This is a genomic window from Aquisalibacillus elongatus (genome assembly GCF_003843875.1).
GTDB classification, from domain to species: Bacteria; Bacillota; Bacilli; order Bacillales; family Alkalibacillaceae; genus Aquisalibacillus; species Aquisalibacillus elongatus.
Genome location: NZ_RKRF01000013.1, coordinates 54,259 through 81,162 on the forward strand (window position 1 = coordinate 54,259; position 26,904 = coordinate 81,162).

29 protein-coding genes and 1 riboswitch are annotated in these 26,904 nt (G+C 38.7%); of the genes, 8 read left to right on the top strand and 21 right to left on the bottom strand.

The window, feature by feature from the left end; genetic code table 11:
• Window positions 1-24: 24 nt before the first annotated feature.
• Window positions 25-342, bottom strand: a complete 318-nt coding sequence (locus EDC24_RS13405) for a YuiB family protein (RefSeq protein ID WP_124223477.1) — start codon at window positions 340-342, stop codon at window positions 25-27.
• A 98-nt stretch (window positions 343-440) separates the two neighbouring features.
• The gene (locus tag EDC24_RS13410; RefSeq protein WP_124223479.1) at window positions 441-1,658 is read right to left on the bottom strand and encodes an NAD(P)/FAD-dependent oxidoreductase; all 1,218 of its coding nucleotides are present in this window, start codon (window positions 1,656-1,658) and stop codon (window positions 441-443) included.
• 272 nt (window positions 1,659-1,930) lie between these two features.
• On the opposite strand from EDC24_RS13410, the gene EDC24_RS13415 reads away from it, so the two are divergent.
• Complete coding sequence (locus EDC24_RS13415) at window positions 1,931-2,929, top strand: NAD(P)/FAD-dependent oxidoreductase (protein ID WP_124223481.1); 999 nt, start codon at window positions 1,931-1,933, stop codon at window positions 2,927-2,929.
• A gap of 193 nt (window positions 2,930-3,122) precedes the next feature.
• Here the strand turns inward: EDC24_RS13415 and EDC24_RS13420 are convergent, their stop codons facing one another.
• The 4 genes from EDC24_RS13420 to EDC24_RS13435 are packed head-to-tail and all read right to left on the bottom strand — an operon-like array spanning window position 3,123 to window position 5,010.
• A complete protein-coding gene (locus EDC24_RS13420) occupies window positions 3,123-3,479 on the bottom strand; it encodes a HesB/IscA family protein (RefSeq protein ID WP_124223482.1) in 357 nt (118 codons plus the stop codon).
• A 54-nt stretch (window positions 3,480-3,533) separates the two neighbouring features.
• Window positions 3,534-4,397, bottom strand: a complete 864-nt coding sequence (dapF, locus tag EDC24_RS13425; RefSeq protein ID WP_124223484.1) for a diaminopimelate epimerase — start codon at window positions 4,395-4,397, stop codon at window positions 3,534-3,536.
• A gap of 12 nt (window positions 4,398-4,409) precedes the next feature.
• Window positions 4,410-4,646 (bottom strand): YuzB family protein, encoded by a 237-nt coding sequence (locus EDC24_RS13430; protein WP_124223486.1) that lies wholly within the window; start codon window positions 4,644-4,646, stop codon window positions 4,410-4,412.
• Between the two features lie 37 nt (window positions 4,647-4,683).
• Window positions 4,684-5,010 carry a YuzD family protein gene (locus EDC24_RS13435; RefSeq protein ID WP_124223488.1) on the bottom strand — a complete coding sequence of 109 codons (327 nt, stop codon included), beginning with the start codon at window positions 5,008-5,010 and terminating at the stop codon, window positions 4,684-4,686.
• 160 nt (window positions 5,011-5,170) lie between these two features.
• Between EDC24_RS13435 and EDC24_RS13440 the strand changes: the two genes are divergently transcribed.
• Entirely contained in the window at window positions 5,171-5,395 is a 225-nt protein-coding gene (locus tag EDC24_RS13440) for a NifU family protein (RefSeq protein ID WP_124223490.1), read from the top strand.
• Window positions 5,396-5,441: 46 nt separating this feature from the next.
• On the opposite strand, the gene EDC24_RS13445 is transcribed toward EDC24_RS13440, so the two are convergent.
• Window positions 5,442-6,401, bottom strand: a complete 960-nt coding sequence (locus tag EDC24_RS13445; RefSeq protein ID WP_124223492.1) for a 2-hydroxyacid dehydrogenase — start codon at window positions 6,399-6,401, stop codon at window positions 5,442-5,444.
• 73 nt (window positions 6,402-6,474) lie between these two features.
• Here EDC24_RS13445 and EDC24_RS13450 point away from each other — a divergent pair, with 73 nt between their 5' ends.
• Window positions 6,475-6,969 (top strand): phosphatidylglycerophosphatase A family protein, encoded by a 495-nt coding sequence (locus EDC24_RS13450; RefSeq protein ID WP_124223493.1) that lies wholly within the window; start codon window positions 6,475-6,477, stop codon window positions 6,967-6,969.
• On the opposite strand, the gene EDC24_RS13455 is transcribed toward EDC24_RS13450, so the two are convergent.
• Both EDC24_RS13455 and hepT read right to left on the bottom strand, forming a co-directional pair.
• The gene (locus EDC24_RS13455; protein ID WP_245998180.1) at window positions 6,966-7,730 is read right to left on the bottom strand and encodes a TIGR01457 family HAD-type hydrolase; all 765 of its coding nucleotides are present in this window, start codon (window positions 7,728-7,730) and stop codon (window positions 6,966-6,968) included. The two genes, EDC24_RS13450 and EDC24_RS13455, sit on opposite strands and share 4 nt — an antisense overlap.
• Window positions 7,731-7,732: 2 nt before the next feature.
• Complete coding sequence (hepT, locus tag EDC24_RS13460; protein WP_124223495.1) at window positions 7,733-8,179, bottom strand: type VII toxin-antitoxin system HepT family RNase toxin; 447 nt, start codon at window positions 8,177-8,179, stop codon at window positions 7,733-7,735.
• Between the two features lie 149 nt (window positions 8,180-8,328).
• On the opposite strand from hepT, the gene EDC24_RS13465 reads away from it, so the two are divergent.
• Together EDC24_RS13465 and EDC24_RS13470 are read left to right on the top strand one after the other, a co-directional pair.
• On the top strand, window positions 8,329-8,601 hold the full coding sequence (locus EDC24_RS13465) for an SAV0927 family protein (protein WP_170158597.1): 273 nt from the start codon (window positions 8,329-8,331) through the stop codon (window positions 8,599-8,601).
• A gap of 43 nt (window positions 8,602-8,644) precedes the next feature.
• Window positions 8,645-8,932: a cytosolic protein gene (locus tag EDC24_RS13470; protein WP_124223499.1), complete on the top strand. Its 288-nt coding sequence runs from the start codon at window positions 8,645-8,647 to the stop codon at window positions 8,930-8,932.
• A gap of 24 nt (window positions 8,933-8,956) precedes the next feature.
• Here the strand turns inward: EDC24_RS13470 and EDC24_RS13475 are convergent, their stop codons facing one another.
• Window positions 8,957-9,229 carry a YutD family protein gene (locus EDC24_RS13475; RefSeq protein ID WP_124223501.1) on the bottom strand — a complete coding sequence of 91 codons (273 nt, stop codon included), beginning with the start codon at window positions 9,227-9,229 and terminating at the stop codon, window positions 8,957-8,959.
• Between the two features lie 119 nt (window positions 9,230-9,348).
• On the opposite strand from EDC24_RS13475, the gene EDC24_RS13480 reads away from it, so the two are divergent.
• Window positions 9,349-10,329: a M23 family metallopeptidase gene (locus tag EDC24_RS13480; RefSeq protein WP_245998182.1), complete on the top strand. Its 981-nt coding sequence runs from the start codon at window positions 9,349-9,351 to the stop codon at window positions 10,327-10,329.
• Between the two features lie 61 nt (window positions 10,330-10,390).
• Window positions 10,391-11,413 (top strand): aromatic acid exporter family protein, encoded by a 1,023-nt coding sequence (locus tag EDC24_RS13485; protein ID WP_124223503.1) that lies wholly within the window; start codon window positions 10,391-10,393, stop codon window positions 11,411-11,413.
• A gap of 488 nt (window positions 11,414-11,901) precedes the next feature.
• On the opposite strand, the gene EDC24_RS13490 is transcribed toward EDC24_RS13485, so the two are convergent.
• Both EDC24_RS13490 and EDC24_RS13495 read right to left on the bottom strand, forming a co-directional pair.
• Complete coding sequence (locus EDC24_RS13490) at window positions 11,902-13,215, bottom strand: sensor histidine kinase (protein WP_124223505.1); 1,314 nt, start codon at window positions 13,213-13,215, stop codon at window positions 11,902-11,904.
• Window positions 13,212-13,922 carry a response regulator transcription factor gene (locus EDC24_RS13495; RefSeq protein WP_124223506.1) on the bottom strand — a complete coding sequence of 237 codons (711 nt, stop codon included), beginning with the start codon at window positions 13,920-13,922 and terminating at the stop codon, window positions 13,212-13,214. The genes EDC24_RS13490 and EDC24_RS13495 overlap by 4 nt, the downstream gene beginning before the upstream one ends.
• A gap of 126 nt (window positions 13,923-14,048) precedes the next feature.
• Between EDC24_RS13495 and EDC24_RS13500 the strand changes: the two genes are divergently transcribed.
• On the top strand, window positions 14,049-15,260 hold the full coding sequence (locus EDC24_RS13500; RefSeq protein WP_245998183.1) for a S1C family serine protease: 1,212 nt from the start codon (window positions 14,049-14,051) through the stop codon (window positions 15,258-15,260).
• A gap of 186 nt (window positions 15,261-15,446) precedes the next feature.
• Here the strand turns inward: EDC24_RS13500 and aceA are convergent, their stop codons facing one another.
• The 9 genes from aceA to EDC24_RS13545 form a co-directional block, all read right to left on the bottom strand.
• Complete coding sequence (aceA, locus tag EDC24_RS13505; protein WP_124223508.1) at window positions 15,447-16,718, bottom strand: isocitrate lyase; 1,272 nt, start codon at window positions 16,716-16,718, stop codon at window positions 15,447-15,449.
• Window positions 16,715-18,265 (bottom strand): malate synthase A, encoded by a 1,551-nt coding sequence (aceB, locus tag EDC24_RS13510; RefSeq protein WP_124223510.1) that lies wholly within the window; start codon window positions 18,263-18,265, stop codon window positions 16,715-16,717. The genes aceA and aceB overlap by 4 nt, the downstream gene beginning before the upstream one ends.
• A gap of 334 nt (window positions 18,266-18,599) precedes the next feature.
• A complete protein-coding gene (locus tag EDC24_RS13515) occupies window positions 18,600-19,943 on the bottom strand; it encodes a sodium-dependent transporter (RefSeq protein WP_124223512.1) in 1,344 nt (447 codons plus the stop codon).
• 218 nt (window positions 19,944-20,161) lie between these two features.
• Window positions 20,162-21,751 (bottom strand): Na+/H+ antiporter NhaC family protein, encoded by a 1,590-nt coding sequence (locus EDC24_RS13520; RefSeq protein WP_124223513.1) that lies wholly within the window; start codon window positions 21,749-21,751, stop codon window positions 20,162-20,164.
• A gap of 115 nt (window positions 21,752-21,866) precedes the next feature.
• A riboswitch (Lysine riboswitch) is annotated at window positions 21,867-22,036 on the bottom strand.
• Window positions 22,037-22,093: 57 nt separating this feature from the next.
• A complete protein-coding gene (gene yunB / locus EDC24_RS13525) occupies window positions 22,094-22,900 on the bottom strand; it encodes a sporulation protein YunB (RefSeq protein ID WP_124223515.1) in 807 nt (268 codons plus the stop codon).
• Window positions 22,901-22,952: 52 nt separating this feature from the next.
• Window positions 22,953-24,050: an HD-GYP domain-containing protein gene (locus tag EDC24_RS13530; protein WP_124223517.1), complete on the bottom strand. Its 1,098-nt coding sequence runs from the start codon at window positions 24,048-24,050 to the stop codon at window positions 22,953-22,955.
• Window positions 24,051-24,110: 60 nt separating this feature from the next.
• Complete coding sequence (locus tag EDC24_RS13535; RefSeq protein ID WP_124223640.1) at window positions 24,111-24,416, bottom strand: YunC family protein; 306 nt, start codon at window positions 24,414-24,416, stop codon at window positions 24,111-24,113.
• A gap of 130 nt (window positions 24,417-24,546) precedes the next feature.
• Entirely contained in the window at window positions 24,547-25,926 is a 1,380-nt protein-coding gene (locus EDC24_RS13540; protein WP_124223518.1) for a bifunctional metallophosphatase/5'-nucleotidase, read from the bottom strand.
• A 24-nt stretch (window positions 25,927-25,950) separates the two neighbouring features.
• Complete coding sequence (locus tag EDC24_RS13545; RefSeq protein ID WP_124223520.1) at window positions 25,951-26,772, bottom strand: sulfite exporter TauE/SafE family protein; 822 nt, start codon at window positions 26,770-26,772, stop codon at window positions 25,951-25,953.
• Between the last annotated feature and the right edge of the window lie 132 nt (window positions 26,773-26,904).

The window sequence follows — 26,904 nt, forward strand, 5'->3', positions numbered from 1 at the left end:
TTTTATACATTTAACTGAATTTTCTTAAAACATTTGATAACCTTTTTTGCGCAGTAACTTAATGACATAACCTGCAAGAAGTGTTCCAAGCAGACCTGAAATTAAGACAATGACATCAAATGTCTCTAAGTTTACTAATCGATCACCAAGTGCTGAAAATGAGCTACCTGGCGAAGTGAAGTATCTCCAGAATGAAAGGTCATCAATAATTAGGATGACAATGATGGGATAGATGAATGCCAAAAGCCACGTGGCTCTTAAGAGCATATTGATAATAAAGGCAATCCCAAAAAATAACACGAAAAATAATAATGCAACGACAAAGCCAAATAAAAAGCCCAAAGCTGTCCCCTACCTTTAATTCTCTATTATTTACCGTTTCATATTTTAACATAAAAGAAAAGCAAAGACCTATGCCTTTGCTTTTCAATCGTTACAATTTAGTGATACATATCTAGTTTACCTTTTTTAAGCAATAAACCTAAACCGCCGAGTTTCATTAAATAACGGTTGTCGATCGCTTTTTTCATAACCGATGCTGAACGGCCGAACAGTTTCTTATCATCAAACACGACACCTATTGCGTCAGTGTGACCAAGTGATGCAACGGTTCCTTGAATATTAGGTTCAAATCCTTCTAGCTCATCACTGCCGCTTAACATTTGCTTTAAGTTATGAGCAACTGTATCCGCCATTTGAATAGCAATTTGAGCTGTTGGCGGGTAAGGGCGCTCTGTTTCAGGGTTCATGATAACCGCACAGTCACCTACAACAAATACATCGTCATAATCTGGTGTACGTAAATCGCCACGTACCGGTACACGACCACGGTTTGTTTCGAATCCTGATTCTTGAACGATGGAATTACCTGTTACACCTGCTGCCCAAATAACGTTTTTAGATTTAATTTCTTCTTGCTCTTCGTCTTTTTCAACGACGATGCCTTCTTCGTTAACCTTCTTGATCATCGTGCCTAGTTTGAATTCAACGCCTTTTTCTTCTAGTCGATTCATTGCATACTCAACTAATTCAGGGTCAAATCCAGCTAAAGCTGTTGGACCAGCCTCAACGTTAATGATGCGTACTTTTTCACGAGGTACATCGTATTCTTGGCATAGCTCTGGTACACGGTTCGCCACTTCTGCTACGAATTCGATACCTGTAAAACCTGCACCACCTACGATGATCGTGATTAGGTCTTGACCGTCTTCTTCTATGTTATACTGTGCAAAATTGTATTCAATATGATCACGGATTAAACGTGCGCTATTGATATTTTGGATTGAGAAAGCGTGTTCTTTTAAGCCTTCAATACCGAATGTTGCAGACTCAAAACCTAGTCCAATCACTAAATAATCGTATTGAAGTTCCCCGTCTTCTAATTTGACGACTTTCTTTTCCGGATCAATGGATTCCACTGTGTCTTGGATGAATTTAATTTTGTTAAAGTCAATAACATCTTTAATAGAAATTCGTGTACGGTCATGATGCAATGTGCCAGCAGCATTTTCATGTAACCAAGTTGTTTGATAATGGTAGTCATGCTTGTTCACAAGCGTAATATTTGCTTCTTCTGGCGATATTTTTTTCTGAAGATTCACTGCCGTCATAATGCCACCGTAACCTGCACCCAAAATGACAATGTTTGGTCTGTTCATAGTTATCCCTTCCATCTTTTAAAATTTTTACATTAAAATGAACCACAAAGCACTTTGTGATTTTTTTCACAGATTCGAATATAAATTGTCATAATTTCGTAATACATTACCTAAAGTCAATCATAGAACTTTTTTTATACATTTTCAACCCTCTCAATATTTTCAAATGTTTCAGATAATTTACGAGCGAAAAAAATTAACATAAACTCATCTATAATGTTATAATGTACATTGGTGCGAAAATGAATTCATAAAAAGGTGGAGGAATATATATGAATGATCATGTTAGAGATATAACGATCATTGGCGCCGGTCCAGTCGGGCTTTTCACTGCGTTTTATGGTGGTCTGCGCCAGGCAGATGTCCAGATCATTGAAAGCCTTCCTCATATCGGTGGTCAATTATCAGCTTTGTATCCTGAAAAATACATTTTTGACGTAGCTGGTTTTCCAAAGATCAGTGGTCAAGAATTAGTCGATAATCTTTGGGAACAAGTTAAACCCTTTAATCCTGAAGTTACTTTAGATCAGGCCGTGCAAAAGGTTGAACGTGTCGATGAGAATTTATTAAAACTGACTACAGATAAAGAAACTTTTTATACAAAAACTTTAATTATCACAGCAGGTAACGGGGCTTTTGAACCTCGTAAAATTAAAGTAGATGGTGCTGAAAAATATGAAAGCACAAATCTTCATTACTACATTAAAGACCTTGAAGCTTTCCGCGATAAGCATGTGCTTGTTTTAGGTGGTGGAGATTCAGCTGTTGACTGGTCGTTAATGTTAGAACCAATCGCTAAAAAAGTGACAATCGCTCACCGTCGCGACCAATTCCGCGCCCACGAACATAGTGTTGAGCAGTTAAAAAATTCATCAGTTGAAATTTTAACACCTTATGTTCCTCTTGAATTACATGGTGACGATCGTATTAATAAAGTCGTCTTACAAAAGACAAAAGCTGAAGAAACGGTGGAAGTTGACGTAGATGATGTCGTCGTGAACTACGGCTTCATCTCATCTCTCGGTCCGATTAAAGATTGGGGCTTAGACATAGAGAAAAATAGCATTGTCGTTAATTCTAAGATGGAGACAAATGTTGAGGGCGTTTATGCTGCTGGCGACATTTGTACGTATCCTGGTAAAGTTAAGCTTATTGCTTCAGGCTTTGGCGAAGGTCCAACAGCCGTTAACAATGCAAAAGTTCGAATTGATCCAAACTCTAAAGTACAACCGAAGCACTCAACATCGATGAAGATTTTTGAGGACAAATAATCTTTTAGAACAAATTCGTACTGTGATTAAACATAGTACGGATTTTTTTATTGGTTCGTATCGGCAAGTTTTTTCGGTTTACCTGCAGGTTTTTCTAATTTACCCACAGGTTTTCGAAATTTATCAGCATGTTTTTGGAATTTACCCGCAGGTTTAAAAAAAGTCATAAAAAAAACGCTTGGAAACCCAAGCGTTAACAATTCTCTGGTGTACCTTCTCGATCTTTTGCTTTGAATGATGAGCCACAACCACAAGATACGATGGCGTTCGGGTTCTCAATCGTGAAACCGCCGCCCATCATGTTTTGTTTAAAGTCAATCGTTGTTCCTTCAATAATTGGACGATCCATTTGTGCTATGACGACTGGAACATCAAAATCTTCATGTAATTCGTCTGTTTCCTTAACCTCATAATCAAAACCTAATTTATATGAGAGACCACTGCAGCCTCCACCTTTTACACCAAAACGAAGATAGACTTCTTCTTTAGACTCTTGTTTGCGCATTTCGTTAATTTGGTATTGAGCTTGCTCCGTTAATTCGATTGCCATACGACATACCTCCTTAAAATCATTATACAAACCATTGCCTTTAGCATCAAATATCTAGTCTAGAAAGAACTCACCTTCTGCGACTGTAACAGCAGGGCCTTTCATAAGGACATGCCCGTCATCTTGCCACGTAATCGATAAATCGCCACCGTCCAAATGAACAATAACTTCTTCGTTACGCCTAGAATGCTCATTCAAAACAGATGAGACAACCGCTGCACATGCGCCAGTGCCACAAGCTTGTGTGATTCCTGAGCCGCGCTCCCAAACGCGGAAATTTATTTCTCGTTCATTCAAAACTTCAACAAATTCCACATTAACGCCTTCAGGAAAACGATGATCAGTTGTTACAGCAGGCCCAACTGAATCAATTGGCGCTTCTGAAATATCATCTACATAAAAAACGACGTGCGGATTTCCCATCGAGACGGCTGTTGCGTAAAGGTCCTCTTCTCCGACTAAAAAAGGGTCTGAAATGACATGGTCCTCATCATCTCCGGTTAACGTTACCATTGGGATGTTGCCACGTTTAAGCTCTGGTTTGCCCATATCGACTGTCACGTTGTTAACGACGCCCTCTTCTACCTCAACCTCAGCCGTAACCACACCTGATTTAGCTTCAATTTCAAACTGCTCTTTTGTCACATAACCTAAGTCATAAGCTAGTTTCGCCACGCAACGAATCCCATTGCCGCAGTTCATGGCTTCAGAACCGTCTTTATTAAAAATTCTCATTCTAACATCAGCTACATCAGACGGAAGCATTAAAATCAGTCCATCAGATCCAATCCCTGTGTTAACATTAGATACCGACTGAGCCAATAACGGTAAATCGCTTTCGTTTATCTGAGTTTGAAACCCATCAACATAAATATAGCTATTCCCCAGACCATGCATTTTCGTAAATGGTATTTTCATTCGCCCTGCTCCCTAAACAATTGGATTTTCTTCTAGTTGTTTATAAATATTATCTAGCAATTGCTCCGGTGTCTCTCCCATCACAAGATCACCCTCCACAACCGCAAATAACGTCATCGCACATAGGGCGCAATTGCTTGTACACCCTAATTCCACAACATCTATATCAGGGTCTTTCTCAAGTTGTTCAAAAACTTCTTGAGAACCACTCATTAAATTATTTATACAAAATTCTACTAAAGGGTTCATGTTTGACACTCCTTAACCTGTTTCGACTCGAACCCGTTTATAACTGCGGCTCTAAACCTCTTTCCTGCAAGGCTTTATAAACCGTCTTTAACTTTGGATTCCCTTCTCCTACGATTTCTTCGTCGATTAAAACGACCGGGTAAAACATATCTTCTTCAACGACCCGCTCAGCAAATTTTTTATGTTGATCATCCTCTGGTGGATTGAATATATCAATATATTTATATGTCACAACATCTTCGCCAAACTTTCGCCCTATTGCAGCTTGAAGCCACTCATACTGTTCTTTTGAACTCGGTAAATTTACACAACTCGGGCAAAGCACTTCGGCACCATAGACGACTAATTCAATATCTTTCCCCATAAATCAATCCCCCTCCTATTTAATCAATCTCTAGTTACTTACATTTTACACGAGAATAAAATAAAGTTACAATGATAATGATTCTCAATAATTTTAATCAAACGGTTAGAAAAATATCGATTTCGTGATATAATATGATTAAGAAAGGGGAAGATGAACGATGTTTGAACAAGTACAGGAAGTCATTGGCAAACTACGCCCTTTTTTACTTCGTGACGGAGGCGACGTTGAATTAGTCGATGTCGACGACGAAGGAATTGTACTTTTACGATTAAAAGGTGCATGCGGTAATTGTCCAAGTTCAGCTATTACATTAAAAGCAGGTATTGAACGCGCATTACGCGCAGAAGTACCAGGAGTACAAGAAGTAGAACAAATCTTCTAATAAGCCTATGTGTAAAGGAACAATGCGAATCGCATTGTTCCTTTTTTTATCCAATTGGTGTTACTGGTTTTTCACCAACTAGTACGTTTTCAACGTTTTGAATAGCTAGCTCAATCATTTTCATTCTCGTCTCCACACTAGAAGAGCCAATATGCGGTAGTGCAACGACATTGTCCAACTCTAACAAAGCATGATCACTCTTAATCGGCTCACCTTTAAATACATCAAGTCCTGCTGCTTTAATATGTTCGTTCTTAAGTGCATCATAAAGATCTTCTTCGTTTACGACCCCACCTCTTGATGAGTTAACAAAAATCGCCGAGTCTTTCATTTTTTCAAAAGCTTCTCGGTCAAACATGTCCTTCGTCTCATCCGTTAGCGGTGTCATACAGACGACAAAGTCAGATTTCGCTAATAACTCATCAAATGAACCATACGTGGCACCCAGTTTCTGTTCCGCTTCTTCTTTTCTAGAACGATTATGATATATAATATTCATATTAAAACCCGTTGCACGCTTCGCTACAGCTTGTCCAATGCTTCCCATGCCGACAATACCTAATGTTTTGTGATGAACATCAGAGCCTGCCAATAATAATGGCGACCACGTCTTCCACTCATCTTGTTTGATATATTTCACTGCCTCAGGAATTCGTCTCGCAGTTGCTAACAATAAAGCAAACGTTAAGTCAGCAGTTGTTTCATTTAAGACGTCTGGCGTGTTTGTAACGGTCACTCCATATTCTTTAGCTGTTTCAATATCGATATTGTCATACCCAACAGCTAAATTCGCCACAACTTTTAAATTTTTAGCTTTTCGAAAAACTTCTTCATCAATTGAGTCAGTCAGCATGGTCAATAATGCATCCGCCTCTTCCGCTTGTTTTAATAGCTCGTCTCTTTCAACAGGTTTTTCTTCATAAGGCCACATATCCACTTCAAATTGATTCTTAAGTTTAGAAATAACGTTTTCCGGTAATTGACGAGTGATAAAGATTTTTGGCATTAAACCATATCCTCCTTTATATATTTGAGTGAATGATATAAAATAAAGAAAACTAAAAGATAGGTGATCTAGTATGAGTTATTTAGAAGAAAAAGCATTAGAAGCATTAGAAGAACGCAAAGTGCCTCTAGAAGAAATTGCTGAATTAGTATACTATCTACAAAAAGATTATCACGACGAATTATCAAAAGAAGAATGTCTAGATAATGTTAAAAAAGTTCTACAAAAACGCGAAGTTCAAAACGCTATTCTTACAGGCATTCAAATTGATAAGTTAGCCGAGAAAAATCATTTAGATGAGCCCCTTCAACAAATTGTTGATCAAGATGAAGGTTTATATGGCATTGATGAAATCATCGCTTTATCCATTGTAAACGTTTATGGTTCCATTGGTTTTACGAACTATGGCTATATCGACAAAGTTAAACCCGGTATTTTACAATATTTAAACGATAAATCAAACGGCTGCCACACGTTCTTAGACGATATTGTCGGTGCGATTGCCGCAGCCGCTTCAAGTAGATTGGCTCACAGCCAACATGACGCCATGAGGTCAATTGATGATTAATGAAACCATTCTGAAAGGGTTTCGACAGTGTAAGTTGGCTGGGTACCATAACCGGCTAACTCATCTTTAGTCGTCACGCCCGTTTGAACATGTAGTGTATCCATACCTGCGTTAATGCCTGCTTTGATGTCAGTCAAATAATTATCGCCGACCATAATCGCATCTTTTGCCTCAACACCTAGTTCTTCAAGTGCAACTTGTAACATAAGGCCAGTAGGTTTTCCGACAACTTCTGGCCTTTTTCCAGTGACATTTTCGATAAGTTGAATAAAAGCACCATTTCCAGGTACTAACCCTTTTTCAGTAGGAACTTTAATATCTGGATTTGTCGCAACAAATCCAGCCCCGTTTTGCACTAACACGCACGCATCCCTTAGTTTGCGATATGAATTGTTACGGTCAATTCCGACTACCACATAATCAGGATCATCTTCTACGATTTCAATTCCTTCATTTTCTAACGCTTGAGTCAACCCTACTTCACCAATCACAAAAGCTCTTACATGATTTTGTTGTTCTTTTAAATATCGTGCGGTCGCAAGCGATGCCGTCATCACTTGGTGAACCTCAGCATCAATATCAAATTTTTTCAATTTCCCTACCGTTACCTCAGGCGTACGAGATGAATTGTTAGTGACAAATCGGAAAGGAATCTGACGTTTTTTCAGTTCTTCAATAAAATTAGCCGCTTCCGGAATTGGTGATTTACCTTTATACATTGTGCCATCTAAATCAATTAAGTATGCTTGATAATCCCTCACCTTTATGACTCCTCACGCTTCGTAAAAGTTGTAACAGGTCCCATTTCCTTCTCTAAATAGTCTAAGACATAAGGACGAAACTGTTCTAATGTTTTTACATTCTTAGATAATATGGCTTCAATCTGTTCGTGGTTAATATTTGTATACTCACGGACTAACATTTTACGTAACCCAATAACGTCTTTATAAGCTTGCTCATCTTCTTGAGGAATGACTTTTTCATCGATTAAAATATCAATGATATCCTCATAACTACCTGGGTCGCGCATAATAAAGCCATCGATCATCATATTCCCAACATCGACCATGGACTCAATCACCATCTGAGATAGTCGTTCAATACCGAGTTTTTCTAAAAAAGTCGCACTGGATTGTTGCTCGTATGTTTCTAATAAACCACTCATATATAATAAAGTGTTTTCAATATGATCCCGATTTACAAAATACATAAAACGACACTCCTATACACGTTTAATTTGTTCTCAATTAGTAATCATATCACATTTTTTTGCATGACGATTGGATAAACAGTTATCTTATGACAGACGGGATTGATTCTGCTAAAATATGGTCAACAAAACCCTTAGGAGGTTCTAAAATGAATTTCGAAATTCTATCCGACGAAAGAGAACAAGCCGAACTTCGTTATGTTTGTGTCAGGACTGAGACAAGACGTTACGATTTAATTTTAATGACGAGCGAAAGTTTGAATGAAAAAAACGAAGTCGTACTGATTGATTACCAGGGGTCAAGGTATACGAAAATACATAAGAACAAAATTGAGGACAGCGAGTATTTGGCACATGCGTTTAATGTCAATGAATATGAGTCCGAAGAAATTTATGCATTCTTAAAAGAAGTTTTAGAATAAGATTAAACCTCCTGTACAAACTAATGTTACAGGAGGCGTTATGATGCGAAGAAATCGAAGAATTAAAGATCAACAAGATGATTTCACACCTGTTGAAGTTCAAGATAATTATCAAGTGCCTGAAGAATTCCCAGAAGGCAATTATGGCAATCCATTTAACGCAGATGAACCCTTAAAACCTTATCCAAATAAAGAATCCAAGCGTCATTTTTCAGCTTTTAACTATGAAAATAAAGAACTGCATGCTGATTTACCAAGACAGACGCCTGGAGCTCATGTTCCTAAAGACTTTCCAAATGAGGAAGGTATCGCTAAAGACGAAAAAGAATGACCTGCGCTTAGGGTCATTCTTTTTTTATCCATCAATTCGTTTCATGACAAAGTACGCGCAACCAAAGTTGCAATACTCATATAAGTAATCTTCTAATGTTGAAATTTTCGTATCAAAAGTCGCTTTTTGATTTTGGTCATCATAAAAACCTTTTAAGCGAAGTTGTCCAAATCCCCAATCGCCTACTATAAAATCATACTTAAGTAAAATATCACTCATGCGCTCTTCAACGTTTTCTTCTTGAAAGCCTTCTTTATGATCAATGATAATTTCGTATTGTTGGCCTAGTAGTTCCAATTTAAATCACCTCTGATACCTATTAGTGTACCATATTTTCCTAATTCAAAGAGTACATTTTTTTTGAATAACTGAACAGTATAACAATCAAGCAGACATTACCTAAAGGAGATTTTAACATGATACGTCTACATAGACGAATAATCTTTTTTTCTTTAGTGTTCATGTTCTTCATGACCTCGCCTCTAGTCACACAGGCTAAAGAAGAAACAAAAGAGATAAATGAAGCAGATTTACGACAAGCGTTATATCAAAAAACAGAAGCGTTGACACAAGTCCCCTGGTATTACTTAGCGGCAATGGATCAATACGAACGAAACATTCGAAAAACAAACGATGATGATCGTATAACCGGTATACAAATTTCCTTTGAAAAATGGTACGGCGTTTTACCACCAGGACCAAGTCACAATGAACGCGAGGAGTTGGTGACCTTATTTGGTGGAATAGGTAAAGATGGGAATGGTGATGGCATTGCAGATCCGACAGATGATGAAGATGTTTTATATACGTTTGCTATGGAGATACAGCAAAAAATCGCCGAAAATAACAGCATGGAATCGGCGATTACTGCTTATTACGAACGAGAAAAAGCAACTACGATCATTACACAAATAGCAAAACTTTTTAGTCATTATCAGACGGTTGATTTAAGTGAGCGAGCGTTTCCTATTCCGAAATGGAATAATTATAGCTACCGATCTACTTGGGGAGATACTCGCGGATATGGAGGCAGACGCATACATGAAGGGACAGATATTTTTGCAGGTTATGGAACACCTGTAAGAAGCACATCTTACGGAGTTGTGGAAATTAAAGGCTGGAACCGATTTGGCGGCTGGCGGATCGGCATTCGAGATATGTATAGTATTTATCATTACTATGCTCACTTAAATTCGTTTGCGGATGGTATTGAAGAAGGTTCCATTGTTGAGCCGGGAGATGTGATTGGTTCTGTTGGAGCATCAGGTTATGGGCCAGAGGGAACGTCCGGAAAATTCCCGCCGCATTTACACTATGGTATGTATAAAGATAACGGGAAGAACGAATGGGCATATGACCCATACCCTTATTTAAAACGTTGGGAACGACAACGATAAACTTGAAAATCCGCTTCATTATTGAAAAAATAGTATTAGACTAATTTTGGAGTGGAGAACCGTGAAGAAAATAGCCGGAAGTCGTGTTATTAAAACAGGAGTAGCCATATTTTTAACCGCATGGATCTGTGATATGTTAGGTTGGCCTCCTGTTTTTGCCGTGATTACCGCAATTGTCACAATCGAACCCAGTGTCTCACAATCGATTAAAAAAGGCATTGTACGTTTCCCAGCGTCCGCGATTGGATCGTTTTTTGCGGTTTTGTTTATATCGTTATTCGGACACTCACCAATTACTTATGCATTGGCGGCAGTGTTTACGATTGTCACAACTTATAGACTAAAACTTTATTCAGGACTTTTAGTAGCGACATTAACGGCTGTTGCCATGGTTGAAGTGATTCACACTAATGTCATCATGTCGTTCTTTATTCGTTTAGGTACGACGACAATCGGACTCATTGTATCAACGCTCGTTAACATGTTTGTTCTACCACCTGATTACACGAAGGATATTTCTAAAAAACTCCTTTCAATTACGCAAAAAACAGGCGAAGCAGTTGAACAAGTTTTTCATCAATATATTTTAAATAGTACGCAAAAAACTAGATGTCAAACACGATTGGATCAGCTTGACCGAGAAGTCCGTCAAATTGAGTCATTAGTTCAATTTCAAAAAGACGAAACGCAATATCATCCTCTTACAGTTTCTGAACAGCAGGAATTCAAACATGCTCAAGAACAACTGATCCGAATTAAACTCATGATTTATCATTTAGATAATATTTTAAACACGCCACTTACGGAGTTGTCATTAAGCGAAAAAGAACGAATGAAAATTTTAGAAGCTGTAGGCGAACTCGCCCACGCGATGAAACAACATACGAAATTCGATTTATCAAAACACCGTCAGAAATTAAAAGACTTAATTGATTTTTATTGGGAGGACAACGATAAATTGCGTAGTGAGCAAAAAGACTATCCGACCGCCTTCCCTGCTAAGCTCATTGTGTTGTACGAACTAGTGGCTATTTTTACATTAGTTGAAAATTACTATAAAGCGAATGTATATAAAAGCGAGTAGAAAGGGGTTCTACTCGCTTTTGTGTGCTATGGTTTTAGATTTATGCGGTGTTTCTTCGAATTTATGCGTATCAAACCTTGTCGAACGTTACCTTTTCTCAAATTTATGCGCCCTTATCAACCCGTTTATGCGCTATTTTTATATCGGACGAATTTTGATCAATGAGTGACCACAACGGTACTCCCTTTTACATTTATGCGCCATGTTTTTCGATTTATGCGCTACCTTCTTGAATTTATGCGTATCAAATTTTGTCGAATGTTACCTTTTTTCGAATTTATGCGGTGTTTTGAGACACTTTATGCGCTATTTTTAATCGGATAATAATTTTAGATTAGACAGTGGCCACAATGGGACCCCTTTTTACATTTATGCGCTATATCTTTGGATTTATGCGCTACTTTTTCGAATTTATGCGTATCAAATTTTGTCGAACGTTACCTTTTCTCAAATTTATGCGGTGTTTTGAGGCACTTTATGCGCTATTTTTAAAACCGAACTATAAATTTCGCTCCGCCTAAGGACGATTGTTGTACTTCAATGGTACCGTTTGACTCATCTACAATCGTTCTGGCAATCGCAAGGCCAAGACCTGTTTCTCCGCCTTTTCCTTTAACGAATCGGTTAAAAAGATACGGGACAATGTCTTCTGGAACTCCATCACCATCATCTTCAACAACAATTGTCTCGTTATGAATGCTAATTCTGACCTCGGACTGAGCATGTCGTATGGCGTTGACGACAATGTTTAAGTGCGCCTGCAACAGTTTTTCCTCATCAGAGTAAATCATAAAATCGTCGTCTGTATTTAGATTTAGCTGAATCTCGTTCTGTTCCGCTAACGGAATCATTCGGTCGTAGACTTTAGTCAGTAAGTGAGATAATTGGATACTTTTTCTTTCAAACGTATCTTGCTGGCTTTCTAATTTTGCAAGCCAGATCATCTCATTAATAATTTTTTTCAACCTATTAATTTCCTCGACCATCGTTTCAAGGCCTCGGTCGCGTTCTTCACCCGTAAACACGCCTTCCTTAATACCTTCAGCATAGCCTTGTATCGTCATGAGAGGTGTTTTCAACTCATGACTAGCGTTTTGGAAAAAGGTTTGTTGCGATTCCATGTAGCGCTGTAGTTCATCAGCCATATCAAACAGGCTTTGTTCCACTTCTTTAATCTCACCCGTTGTCTCAACCCGTTTTAAAGAATTAAACTCGCGCTTTTCGACTTTTTTCAACTCATGTTTTAACAGGGTAAGCGGCTTGACTAGACGGTTCGTTAAAAAGTAACTCATCGCGATCGCCATCACCCCGCCGATGACAAAAACAAGTAATAACCGATTCAGAAAACTACTTTGCACTTCTTGTAAATCGGTCAAAGGTGTCAATAAAATAAGCTCTACGCCCGTGCTGTTTGGCTGCCTTGCTATGCGGGATGTAACGTATTTTTGATTTGACCCTTCCCAAAGGTTTTCTGAGTAGTTATTGAAATAATCCTCTTGATAAAACTGTTGGGTGTGTGATGCTGACATCGTAGAAAACAACACAGTATCCTCACGCGTATGATACAAAATTAAATCGCCTTCTTGAGACATTAAAAAGTCCTGAAATTCACTAATCGACCGATCCGTCCCATACTCGTTATTTAAAATATCGATTAAAATCTCGCCTTTTTGCCTTAACTCCACTTCTTCTTTTTCAATTAACATATCTAAAATTAATGAATAAATGACGATTCCCGTTAAGGCTAAAATGACAACTAAAAGTCCTGAAAAAGCGATATTTAATTGCGTCCGTAATTTCATGTGGACCCCTCTTCTACTTTAAAACGATAGCCGTATCCCCACACGGTCTCAAGCGGAATATCCGTGAATTTTTTCCTCAACCGTTTGACTAAATCATCAACTGCTCGATCACTGCCGACGTAATCATCACCCCAAACACGTTGGAGTAATTCCTCACGTGAAAACGCTCGGTTCGGATGCTTCGCAAAGAGTAACGTCATACCAAATTCTTTTGTCGTCAGTTCAACCTCTTGACCTTTCCAAAAAACGCGTCGCTCATCAGGGTAAATCATTAGGTCTAATACTTGGATTTCTGCCTCATTTGATTGGCTTGTCGGTTGAACACGTTTAAACAACCGCTTCACTCTTGCGACGAGTTCGCCTGGACTAAACGGTTTCGTTAAATAATCATCACCGCCTAATTCTAGTCCAAGAATTTTATCCACTTCTTCGTCTTTGGCTGAGATGATGATGATGGGAACGTCACTTTTTTCACGAATTTTTTTACAAAAATCATAACCATCCATTCCTGGAAGCATAATATCTAAAATCCACATATCTGGTGGGTTTGTTTTCCACAAATTCATTCCTTGCTCCGCATCATCTAGCACGTTCACTTCGTATCCGGATTTTTCTAAATAAGCTGATACAATGCGTTGAATATTTGGATCATCTTCTACAACAGCGATGCTTGTCAAAACAGCCACCTCCTGAATCAACTCTATCATCTATTTTATTAAATACCCATTTGAAAAGCTAAAATTACACACTTTTTATACATTTTTCTTAAATGAATGCCACAAAAGTGTCCCATAATAATAATTGAAAAATCTAATTGGTGAGGTGATCCATTTATGGACGAAGAACAAAAACTAGAACAGCAAGAAACGACTCATCAAGACACACATAAATCTAGTGAATCAAAAGGAATCGGCAAACTATTTATGGCTGGTATCGTAGGTGGTGCTGTTGCGACCATTATGACTGCCTTTTTACTATCTACGAATATATTAACGAGTGCCAATGAATCAGAGAATTCGGAGCAGCCTGACGAAGAAAGTCAGGAACAAGCCGAAATATCGGACAACGTTTTTGACTCAGAGAATATTTCTACAGACTTAAATGAATTAGCTAAATCGATTGTTGGCGTGGTCAATATCCAGCAACAGAACATCTTTGACCAAGGCTCTGAAACTGGAACCGGCTCAGGAATTATTTACAAAAAAGACGCCGGCGATGCTTATGTCGTGACCAACCAACACGTCATTGATGGTGCTGAACAAGTCGAAGTGGCATTGAATCAGGACGAACGTGTTGACGCTGAGATTGTTGGTAAAGATCAACTAACCGACTTAGCGGTATTGAAAATTGACGGTAATAAGGTGAGCAACGTTGCTAAACTAGGTAGCTCAGAAGATACGATAGTTGGCGATACGGTTGTCGCTATTGGAAACCCACTAGGTCTGGAATTTTCCAACTCAATTACAAAAGGGATCATTAGTGGTAAAAATCGTTCGTTAAGTGTCGATACGAATGGTGACCGTCAACCGGATTGGGTAACAGATGTTATTCAAACAGACGCAGCGATTAACCCTGGTAACAGCGGCGGCGCATTAGTAAATGAAAAAGGCGAAGTTATCGGCATTAACTCTATGAAAATCGCTCAGCAACGTGTAGAAGGTATGGGTTTTGCCATTCCGATTGATCAAGCGCAAAAAGTCATTCAAGAAATTGAAGAGCACGGCGAAGTAAAACGACCGTTAGTCGGCATCAGCGCAGTCGGAATTAATCAGGTTCCACAACCTTATAACCAAAACATCCAGCTACCATCTGATGTTAGCGAAGGTTTAGTCGTCGCTCAAGTTCAAGACGGCTCTCCAGCAGCCGAAGCAGGTCTTCAACAATATGATGTCATTACGAAGATCAACGACCATGAAATCAAAAACACCATCGACCTAAAAACGTACCTCTATAACCAAGTTAAGATAAATGACGAAGTAGAATTAACGTTTTACCGTAATGGTGAAGAACAAACGGTCACACTAACATTAGATAAGGCCATTTAATAGAACAAGGTCCTAAGCTCGAGAGCTTAGGACCTTAATTTTATCCGCAGGTTTTGACTGCTTATCAGCATGTTTTTTCATGTTACACGCAGGTATTGTGAGTTTACCTGCAAGTTTTTTGAGTTTACCCGCATGTTTTTTCGATTTACCTGCAGGTTTGGTGAATTTATCCGCAGGTTTGCCGTTTTAAAACTGTTCAGACTCTGTTGATCCAGCAAGCGCAACAGTAGACGATGTGCCTCCTGATATGACTTGTGCGACTTCATCAAAATATCCCGTTCCTACCTCACGCTGGTGGCGCGTTGCCGTATAACCGTTCGCCTCATTTGCGAATTCGGCCTGTTGTAATTTCGAATAAGCTGCCATGCCGTGATTGCGATAATCGCTAGCCAGTTCGAACATGCTGTGATTCAATGCATGGAAGCCTGCTAGAGTTACGAATTGGAACTTATACCCCATGCGGCCTAACTCTTCCTGAAATGATTCAATCTCTTCATCTGATAATTTTTTCTTCCAATTAAACGATGGTGAGCAGTTATAGGCTAATAGTTTACCAGGATATTCTGCATGGATCGCTTCTGCAAAGCGTCTTGCCTCATCCAAGTCAGGCGTCGACGTTTCACACCAAATTAAATCTGCGTAAGGGGCGTAAGCTAGCCCGCGCGAAATGGCTTGATCAAGCCCTGCTTTTGTTCTGTAAAAACCTTCTTGCGTGCGCTCGCCTGTTATAAATAGCTCGTCGTATGGATCCAAGTCACTTGTAATCAAATCAGCTGCATTCGCATCCGTTCGTGCAACAATCAGTGTCGGTGTTCCCATCACATCAGCAGCCAGACGAGCTGAGATTAAATTTCTAACGGCTGTTTGAGTTGGTAAAAGGACTTTCCCGCCTAAATGTCCGCATTTTTTCTCAGAAGCGAGTTGATCTTCAAAATGAACCGCAGATGCGCCTGATTCAATCATGCCTTTCATCAGTTCAAAAACGTTTAACTGTCCGCCAAAACCAGCCTCGGCATCTGCAACAATCGGTGCGAACCAATCAACAGAATCGTCACCTTCCGCATGGTGAATTTGGTCTGCTCGCTGTAATGCTTGATTAATGCGCTTTACAACACTTGGAACACTATTTGCTGGATACAAGCTCTGGTCTGGATACATATGACCTGATAGATTTGCATCCGCCGCAACCTGCCAACCACTTAAATAAATAGCCTTTAAGCCTGCCTTGACTTGTTGCACGGCCTGATTCCCCGTTAAAGCGCCTAGTGCATTCACAAAGTCTTCCTCGTGCAGCAAATTCCAAAGTTTCTCCGCACCACGCTTAGCTAACGTATACTCAATATCAACCGATCCTTTTAATCTCTCAACCTCTTCGGCTGAATAAGGACGCTCAATACCACTCCACCTTTCATTCGTTTTCCAATCGTTTCTCATCTCTTCAACTCGATTCACGTTCATTTTACAACTCCTCCTTCAACTAAATAGTCATAAGCCGGGATCGTTAAAAATTCCTCAAAATGCTCCTGACTGATCAAATCTATAAATAGTTCTGTTGCTTTTGGATATTTATCTATTAAATCCTGCGTGACAAACTCCTCAACTAATGTGAGATTAATATCAGTTCCATCTTCTAACCTACCATTCGGATGATGAATCCATTGCCACAGCTGTGCTCTTGAAATTTCCGCCGTTGCCGCATCCTCCATTAAATGGTTGAGCGGCGCTGCACCTCTTCCGTTCAGCCAAGCCGCAATGTACTGAATGCCTACTTCAACATTTGTTTTAATGCCGTCTCTCGTAATCTTCCCTTTTGGTACTTCCAACAGGTCCTCTTGGGTAATTTCTACATCTAGCTGACGTTCTATCTGATTCGTTCCAGAAAAACCGTTTTCAAAAACATCCTTCACTAATTGAACCATTCCAGGATGAGCAACCCACGTGCCGTCATGCCCATCATTCACTTCCCGCTGCTTATCTTTCCGTACTTTTTCGAAAGCTTCTTCGTTTGCAACCGGATCATCTTTAACTGGAATTTGTGCTGCCATTCCCCCAATAGCAGGCGCCTGTCGCTTGTGACACGTTTGAATTGCTAATAGTGAATAAGCTCGCATGAATGGTGTTTCCATCGTCACCGTCGCTCGGTCAGGCAATATAAAATCTAGCTTGTGATGGAAGTTTTTAATAAAACTAAATATATAATCCCAACGGCCACAATTTAAGCCAGCCGAATGCTTTCTTAACTCATACAAAATTTCATCCATCTCAAACGCGGCTGTGATTGTCTCGATTAATACTGTTGCTTTGATCGTCCCTTGTGGAATTCCTAGCTCTTCTTGCGCAAATTGAAAGACGTCATTCCAAAGCCTTGCTTCTAGATGATTTTCAAGCTTCGGTAAGTAAAAATAAGGACCCTTTCCTCGTTCCATTAACGCCTTCGCATTGTGGAAAAGGTAAAGCCCAAAATCGACTAAACTCGCAGATAATGGCTCTCCATCGATTAGCAAGTGTGCTTCATCCAAATGCCATCCCCTTGGCCTTACAATTAACACAGCGTGATCTTCATTCAACGTATAAGACTTACCATTTTCACCAACGAAATCAATCTGATGACGAATCGCATCGTATAAATTTCGTTGACCGTTAATGACGTTTTCCCACGTTGGCGATGTAGCATCCTCGAAATCAGCCATAAACGTCTGCGCACCTGAATTAAGGGCGTTAATAATCATCTTCCGATCAACTGGACCTGTGATTTCAACCCTCCGATCTAATAAGTCATCTGGCAAAGGCTCAATCGTCCAATCTCCATTACGAATATCTTCTGTTTCGCTTAAAAAATTAAGTTCGCCACCTTCTTGTAACTCCAACTGTCTTCTTTTTCGATCATCAAGCAACTCTTTTCGTCTTGAGTTAAATTTGTTGTGCAGATCAGCTAAAAAATTCAACGCCGCTTCACTTAAAATCGTTTCATCAAGTAATGAACCTCTTACTTCAATTCTCGTCACCCTTTTTGCCTCCTCTGTTTTAAAACAATTAAATAATTTTATTATTGTTATATAACAACTTGAACAAAAAATTAATCTTCCTTTTTAGAAAGACAATGATCACATTCTAACAGTGCCACATGCTCTTCGACTGGCTTTCCACACTCTGGGCAATATGTTTTCACTCAACTCACCCCTTCTGTTACAAAACAATTATTATTTTTATATTCTGTTATAAAACAGTTTATGTCACTTATTCAAATTTTGCAACAGTTTTTTAAAATTTTTCTTAAATTAAATTTGCGCAAACACATAAAAAACAGCCTACCTAAAGGTAGACTGTTTATTCACTAGATTATAAAAAATCTTTATAGAAGTTAATCGCAAGTAATACAAATATAGCTACAGGAGCTACAACTCTGATAAACCAAATCCATAATACACCGAATATTGATTCACCAAAGCCACTTTCTTTAAGTGCGTCCATCTTCTTCCATCCCCAACCAACAAATAGGGATGTGACCAGACCACCAAGTAGTAAAGTGTACTCAGCTGTTAAAATATCAATGGAATCTAAGAATGAATTTCCGAAGAAAGTCATTGTCACTGGTCCACCTTGCGATAGCGCAGAAGGAATACCAACTGCTGTGATCACAATACCAGCAATTAAAGTTGCCTGTTTACGACTCCAGTTCATTTTTCTCATAAAGTATGCCACGTTAACTTCTAATAGCGAGATTGCGGAAGTTAGTGCCGCTACCGCAACTAAGAAGAAGAAGAAAATCGCAACAACTGTACCTGCTCCACCAAGCATATTAAACACTTCTGGTAGTGAAATAAATAATAGTGTCGGGCCTGATGCAGGGTCAATACCAAACGTAAATACGATTGGGAAAATAACAACACCGACAATAATCGCGAATAATGTATCAAGCGTTACAATCGTACCTGCCGCAGACGATAACTTCTCCTCTTTTCCTAAGTAACTAGCATATGTGATCATGGCACCCATACCAAGAGATAATGTGAAGAATGCCTGACCGATAGCTCCTGTGTAAACATCTGCATTCGTAAATGCTGACCAATCAGGTGCAAATAAGAAATTCATCGCTTCTCCAGCACCATCTAATGTTAAACTGTAAATAGCTAATACGATTAATATAATTGCTAATAGAGGCATAAACAGTTTATTCGCAACTTCGATCCCTCTTTTTATACCGAAGTACACAATGCCAATAACGATCGCCATAAATAAGAATTGCCAGAATAATGGTCCAGCTACTCCTCCAATAAAACCTCCGAAGAAGTCTCCATATCCTCCAGCTTCAACACCTTGTGCCGTGCCAGTTAGATAGGCATATAAGAAATACGTAATCCAACCTGCGATAACACCGTAGAATGATAGAATTAAAAATGCTGATAAAACTCCTAAGAAACCACCAAAACTCCACTTACTCCCTGATTCAATGTTGTAGTAGGACTGAATGGCATCAGATTGCCCTCTACGACCTACTGAAAATTCGGCCATTAGTACAGGTAAACCAACTAATAGAATACAGGCTACATAAATAATTAAGAATGCAGCACCTCCACTTTCACCCGCGAGAGTAGAAAATCTCCAAACGTTACCTAGTCCAACTGCTGAACCCACTGCTGCGAGTATAAACCCGAGTTTGGAGGCCCATTGTTCGCGTTCCATAGCTATTCCTCCCCATATATTTATTATTATAAAAAGTATATGACAAGTTGTAATTGGTATGTGTATTTTTTAACTTTTCAGAATAATTACAACTTGCTACAACACGTATTATATCGGTATAGACAAGAAGTGTCAAAGTATTTTTAATTTTTACTTTATTTGACAAAATAAAATAAAAGTGCTGTCCTTAATACCTTTAGGACAGCACTTTAAATCAACTATTTTGATGCAATACGCATCTTTATGAAGTAAACAATTAACACTAAAACACCAATTGTTACAAGTAAACCAACAAGCATCGAACTTGTTAAGGCATATAACAGGTAACCAAAAATAGATGCTAATGCAGCAATAAGTGCATAAGGTATCTGTGTCAATACGTGATCAATATGGTTCGACCCAGCACCTGTTGAAGATAAAACTGACGTATCAGAAATAGGTGAGCAATGGTCGCCAAAGACTGAACCGGCTAGTACAGCAGCTAGTGATGGAACTAAGAAATCAGGGTTAGTGTTAGCTGCGATCTCACCAGCAATACCTAACATGATACCGAATGTTCCCCATGATGTTCCGGTTGCGAAAGCCATGACACCCGAGATTAAGAAAATAACCAGTGGTAAAAATGCAATATTAAATTCTGCTTCAACTACTTTTTCAGATAAGAAATCTCCTGTTCCGATGCCATCAATGATACCAACAATCAACCAAGCTAAGACTAGTATATAAATTGCTGGTAGCATCGCCTTGATGCCTTCCCAGACTACTCTAAAGAAATTCGACTTCTCACCCGATTGGATTAAGAAAAATAATACTGACAAGACTGCGGCTGAAAGACCACCCATGACTAATGAATAGTTGACATCTGTATTTTCAAAGGTTGAAATAGCTGTAACCGCGCCCTCAGTTGCTTGAATTCCTGTATAAATCATCAATCCGACGGTGACTGAAACTAAAACTAATATCGGTAAAACTAGATGATAAATTCGACCGTTTGAACTTTCTTTAACATCATCTTGTAGATCACCTGGAACGTTCGAATTTAATGGATCAACCAGTTCACCTGTTTCTTGTGCTCTTACTTCGTGTTCTTTCATAGAGCCAAAATCAAGCTTCATTTTAATCACTAAGAAAACGAGAATAATTGCAGCAATGGCATAATAGTTAAGCGGAATCGTTCCAACAAATACGTTAAAAGCAGAAAAATCAGTTAAGTTTTGTGTTGCCAGAATACCTGCAATGGTACCGATAATATAAGCACCCCAACTAGAAATAGGCGATAAAACTGTAACCGGAGCTGAAGTTGAGTCGATTAAATACGCTAACTTCGCTCTTGAGACGTTTTTACGGTCTGTAATTGGGCGGGAAACTTGACCGATCGTTAAACTATTGAAATAGTCATCAATAAAAATACCAAGTCCTAATAAACCAGCTGTGTATTGTGAACCTTCTCTAGTTTTAATCTTTTTAATAGCCCAATCCCCAAAGGCTTTTGCGCCTCCGGTTGCTGTTAAAAATGAAATTAAAACTCCTAATAATAGTAAGAATAAGACAAGTTGAATACTCCAAATATCCCAATCCTCTGCTGTGGACTGAAATAAAGCTGACCATTCCAGCTCGCCAACATAAAACAATCCAACAAATGACTCCCAAATCAAGTTGAGGGTAGCTAAAAGATCAAATTCTTTGATCATTAACGCACCAACAACAATTCCTGCACCAAGTGAGATTAAGACTCTTCTTGTTAAAAGAACGAGCAAAATCATCACAATCGGCGGTATTAACGAATACCAAGTGCCGATAAAGTCCATTTTTAATTCCTCCTCAAAAATTAATATTATTAAATGGTATGACGTAACTACTGAAAATAAAAAAAAAAGTAATGATAGAGAAATCTACCATTACTTTACACAGACTGGTTATTTCTCGATCAGTAGCGCCCCGCCCATTTGCGAGAGTATATACCTTATTCAGATACACACCAACATTTATTCCCTGACATCAAATAAATGCTTCGGCAAATAACCCTTTCATGTACAGTCTTCGTTGTCATCCTCGTGCACATTACTCATGTTAGTTGCGCCTCTACCTCATCGATCGATAAGGTTTATCTAGTTGTTTAACATTTTACTTTGATAATATAGCATAGACTATTACTCTTGTAAACCACCATTTTCATTGAATTCACTATACGGTATAGCAATATTTGGCGGTTCGCCCCCACGACTGTAAAAGTCAGGTACGAGTCCTTGGATCACACGTGTATCCACCGGAATAGTTGTGACGACTTCTGTGGTTTTGGTCGAAAAAGGAATAACGATTTGAACATTGACTTTGATCTCTATTTCAAGCCGAACTAGCGCGTTGTTTATCCCATATTCTTCTATTGTTGTAATAAAATCGGGTTGTACATCTCCAATAACGCTAAAATGAACGGGAACTCTTGGTCCTAAGTTCGCTAATAACGTATTCCCTGTTGCCTGGCCGATTGGAATTCGAACAAGTGCTTCCCTATCATCCGTTTCATCCGGTTCAATCGTCTGGTCTTCTTCATCCAAGTCAAAATCTAACGAATTCCCAATGGGTCGCTCTCCTCTTTCTAATCGTTTTAAATAATTTTGCACACGAAACGTCGCATTCCGTAAAACACGATTTACCACAACGGCATTCCAACCCATTGAGATAATATTTCCGTCGTCATTCGTCTCAATTTGAATTAATTCCTCAACTTCTAAATCTTCAGCTATTCGTTTACTGACAGCTTCATTGATGGCCTCTCGAGCATATTGACCTGTTAGGGTTTCAGCAATATCGATTAAAGTCGGCTCAATTCCACGGTTGATAATAACGACTGAGAGAATAATCGATACAATAAAACTAACAAATGTATACATCAATATTTGACTAAATGTTTTTGGTTTTCGTTTTGAGAACGGTCGATTGCGACGTCTCTTCTTCATGAAGAAACCCCCCTCGGAACATTTTATGTCCAAGGAGGGTTCGTTATGTACATTATACTTGGGTTGTATTACAGTCCGTTATGACCACATCAGGTTTTTGAGATAAATCTAAATCATAAACTTCGCTTTTACTAATTGGCTGCTCCCCTTCATCAAGGATTCTGACAATCGGTCTATCCGGAATTTTCGTTTGGCTTGCTATAATGCCACTTCGACCATCACTTAATGTTACGTAAGCCCCATTAGGATAAATGGAGATATGCTTTCTAAATAAATTAATATATTCTTGAGAATACTGCGTTCCGCTTCCGGAATATAAAATTTCTAACCCTTCATGTGGTAAAAATGCATTTCGGTAAACGCGGTTAGAGGTGACCGCATCAAATACGTCTGATACGGCCATTATTTTGGCATACTCATGAATGTTAGGGCCTTTTAACCCTAACGGATAACCGCTCCCGTCTAATCGTTCGTGATGTTGATAAGCACAGTTAGCGACAACGGATGGTATGCCTTTGAATTGTTTTAAAATCTCATAACCATAAGTCGTATGCTCTTTCACGACTTCAAATTCCATATCAGTTAATTTACCAGGTTTATCAATAATCGATTTCGGTACTTTTACTTTTCCGATATCGTGAAGCATGGCACCGATGCCAATCTCCTCGATTTGACGGGATGAATAATTCAGTTCTTTGGCTAAAACGAGTGTATAAACCGTTACATTAACAGAATGGTTGTATAAATAATCGTCAAACATAAAAATGTCTGACATAATCGATAAAATTTCATCATGTTGATCAACGACACCTATGATATCATTTACCGTTTGCTGAACAGTATTTACAGATTGTTCGAGCATATACTGTTGATGTTTTTTCTTTTTGTATTGATGAAAGACTTTAAATGTGTTTCGAATATTGGATATCGCTTCGATTCTAAGCTCCTCATCAATGATGTTTTGAGGAATAATGTCATCTGACAATTCATCTTCAATATAGACGTATTTAAAGTCTAGATCACTAAGTCGTTTAATTAATTTTTCGGTAAAAATAACTTCTTTTTGAAGCAAGACTCTCCCATATGAATCGATAATTGGGTGAGCAAGTTGATCCCCTGGTCGCAAATATTCTAATCTAACTGCCTTCATACGTTTCCCCTTAAACCATTTTTTTACTATCATAAGCTTTTAAGGAGAATTTTTCAACGTTTATTTCAATCGTAATAAGGCATTCATGCCAATCATACCTTCATGCCAGCCGTACTTTTCTTTCGAATAATCCGTGACTTTCTGTAAAGGAGCATACAATAGTTCATCTAACGAACGCACCCCAACGGCACGCCCAGCCACGATATGACGGTCGGCTAATTTTTCATTGAGTAGATCAACATCTAACGCACCACACATGATATACCCAATGTCATTCGACACCACTAGCAAATCTGTTTTAGGTAATTCAACGTGAACAAACGTAAACGCCACATCATCAATCCAGATTGGTTCTACATGTACCATCATTCATCCTCCTTCTCATATACCGTATGAAGTTGAGAAAAAGAAGTGCCTGTCAAAATGGTACTTAATCGTTTGGCAAAAGGTCTAAAAAAGACTGGGACATAACAAAAGTTATCCCAGCCTCACAATTTTATTTTAGTGTAGTCAAACATTCTTCCAATAAATCTCTTAAAAATTCTGGTAGGTAATATTGCTTTTCTTTTACTGAGGAAATCGGTGGTACAAGCTGTGGGAATGAGAACGTATCAGCTGTTGCAACCACATATGCTGCATTAGGCTGAACCGGATGACCATTAACATATACCGTCTCTACATAATTCGTATCATCATGGTATTCAATCGATAAATTCTCATAAACCATTTTTCCAATTTTTTTGCCACGGAACCCTAATCCCTTCAGCTCAAAATGAATAAATTGTTCCTGCTCAAGCATCCGAACCGTTTCAATCAGTTCCCGCCCTGTTAGCTTCATCGTACAAGGATTCATCGGGTGCGGACAGCTTTCATGTACATCTTTACGTGTAACGGGGCCTTCATTAAACCCGTGTAATAAAACCCCAGAGTTTAACAACGCACAGTCCGCTTTAGTCCAATGTTTTAATGTCTTTACAAAAGCTTTCATTAAAGATGTTTCATTAAGCCAATCCACTGGATAAGGTTCACTAAGATTCGTAATGACTTTTCTTAGTTTATCATTCGCCTCATCGTTTAATTGACTTAAAACTTTAGCTGTTTCAGGGTGATCCTCTTCTTCAGCCACAGATACAGCATAACCGTCAAGACCAACCCGTTTCCTCGTCTCAATCTCAACATCCACGGTTACTGCTCCATAATAAAAGCCATGCTTTCCAACAGCAGTAATAATCGTATCATTGATGATTTGTCCTTGTTTGAAAAGATGGTGCGTATGTCCCCCAATGATGACATCCACATCATATTCCTCTGCCATTAACTCATCTTTACTAATCCCTAAATGAGATAGAACAATAATGACATCACTCTGTTTCTGTAAGTCAGGCAGCCATTTTTCTAAAGCTGCCAGCGGGTCTGAGGCTTCCCATCCTAATTTTTCATAAAAAGCCTGAAACGGAGCTGTCAAACCAATGACGCCAATTTTTATCCCTGATGGAGTTTCAAATATTTGATACTGCTTAAGCCAATGTGGTTCAGTTTTTTGTTGGGGTTTCACATTCGCACAGACAACTTCAAATTCAGCATGGTCATACAGATGGTATAGTTTTTCTTCCGGTAATGTAATACCCTCATTATTTCCTAACGTCGCAACATCGAAGCCCGAATGGTTTAAAAGCTCGATATTGCCCTCCCCTAAAGTCGCTTCTGTTATAAGGTGAGAACGATCCATATGATCACCGTTATCGAGTAGCATATAGAACTCTTGATTGTGTTCGTGCTTTTTTATGTTTTGATTAATTTCATTCATGATTTTTGGCCAATTATCAAAATGACTATGTAAATCGCTTGTAAAATAAAAATAAAGCGTTTCTCTCATACTGGATCTCCTTTTATTCGGTTATTACAGAATCAACCGTATTCCAATTATAATCATTAAGATACGTAATATCCATTCAAGCACTTGTCTATCCAATGTTTGATTTATTTTAGCTCCTAATACGCCACCTAACCAGGCACCTGGTACGGCTAATAATGCGTACTCCCAGACCACATTACCAGCGACGACATGAGCACTAGAGGAAACAATACTCGAAACAAAAATCATAAACATAGAAGTCGGTGCGGCAATATGAGCTGGAAAACTAAAAAATAAAATCATCGCCGTCACCATCAGCGACCCGCCTCCTATGCCAAACAAACCTGAGATCATCCCGACGAAAAATGAGATGATCACGCCAAAAATGATTGAATAGGAATACTCAACCTTTTTTCCTGTTAGGTTAAACTCGCGGTGTACGTAAAACTTTTTCCCTCTAGTGTTTCGAGCTGTTGCAAATTGAAGTAAATAATCTTTCACAAAAAATAAACTCGCTAAACCAAGCATTAGAATTCCAAAATAAAGCTCAAAGGAATTAATATTAACATAACTATTTAACCAAACGCCAACTAAAGCCCCGGGAATACTTCCAGTTAGAAAAATAAGCCCACTATAAATGTCTACCCGTTTACTTTTTAAATATGTAAGAGTGGATGATAATCCGGTAAAGATCATAATTAATAAAGACATCGCCACAACATTTTGAGGCGTTACCCAGCTAAATGACTCGGAGAACTTAGAAAGGAACAGTAAGGATGGAACAAAAATTAATCCACCACCTAAACCAACTAAACTTCCCATAAAAGCACTTGCCAGCCCGATGAGAAGCATGACGATAAGCATCATATGCAATCCCTCTTTCTACTATAAGGTTAGCATAGTTTGGTCAATTTAAATAGGTGATGGCAGTGGTGTTTATCTACTCTATATGAAGGAATGATCGACTAAGTAAAAACCCCAACCTTTTACTTTTAAAAA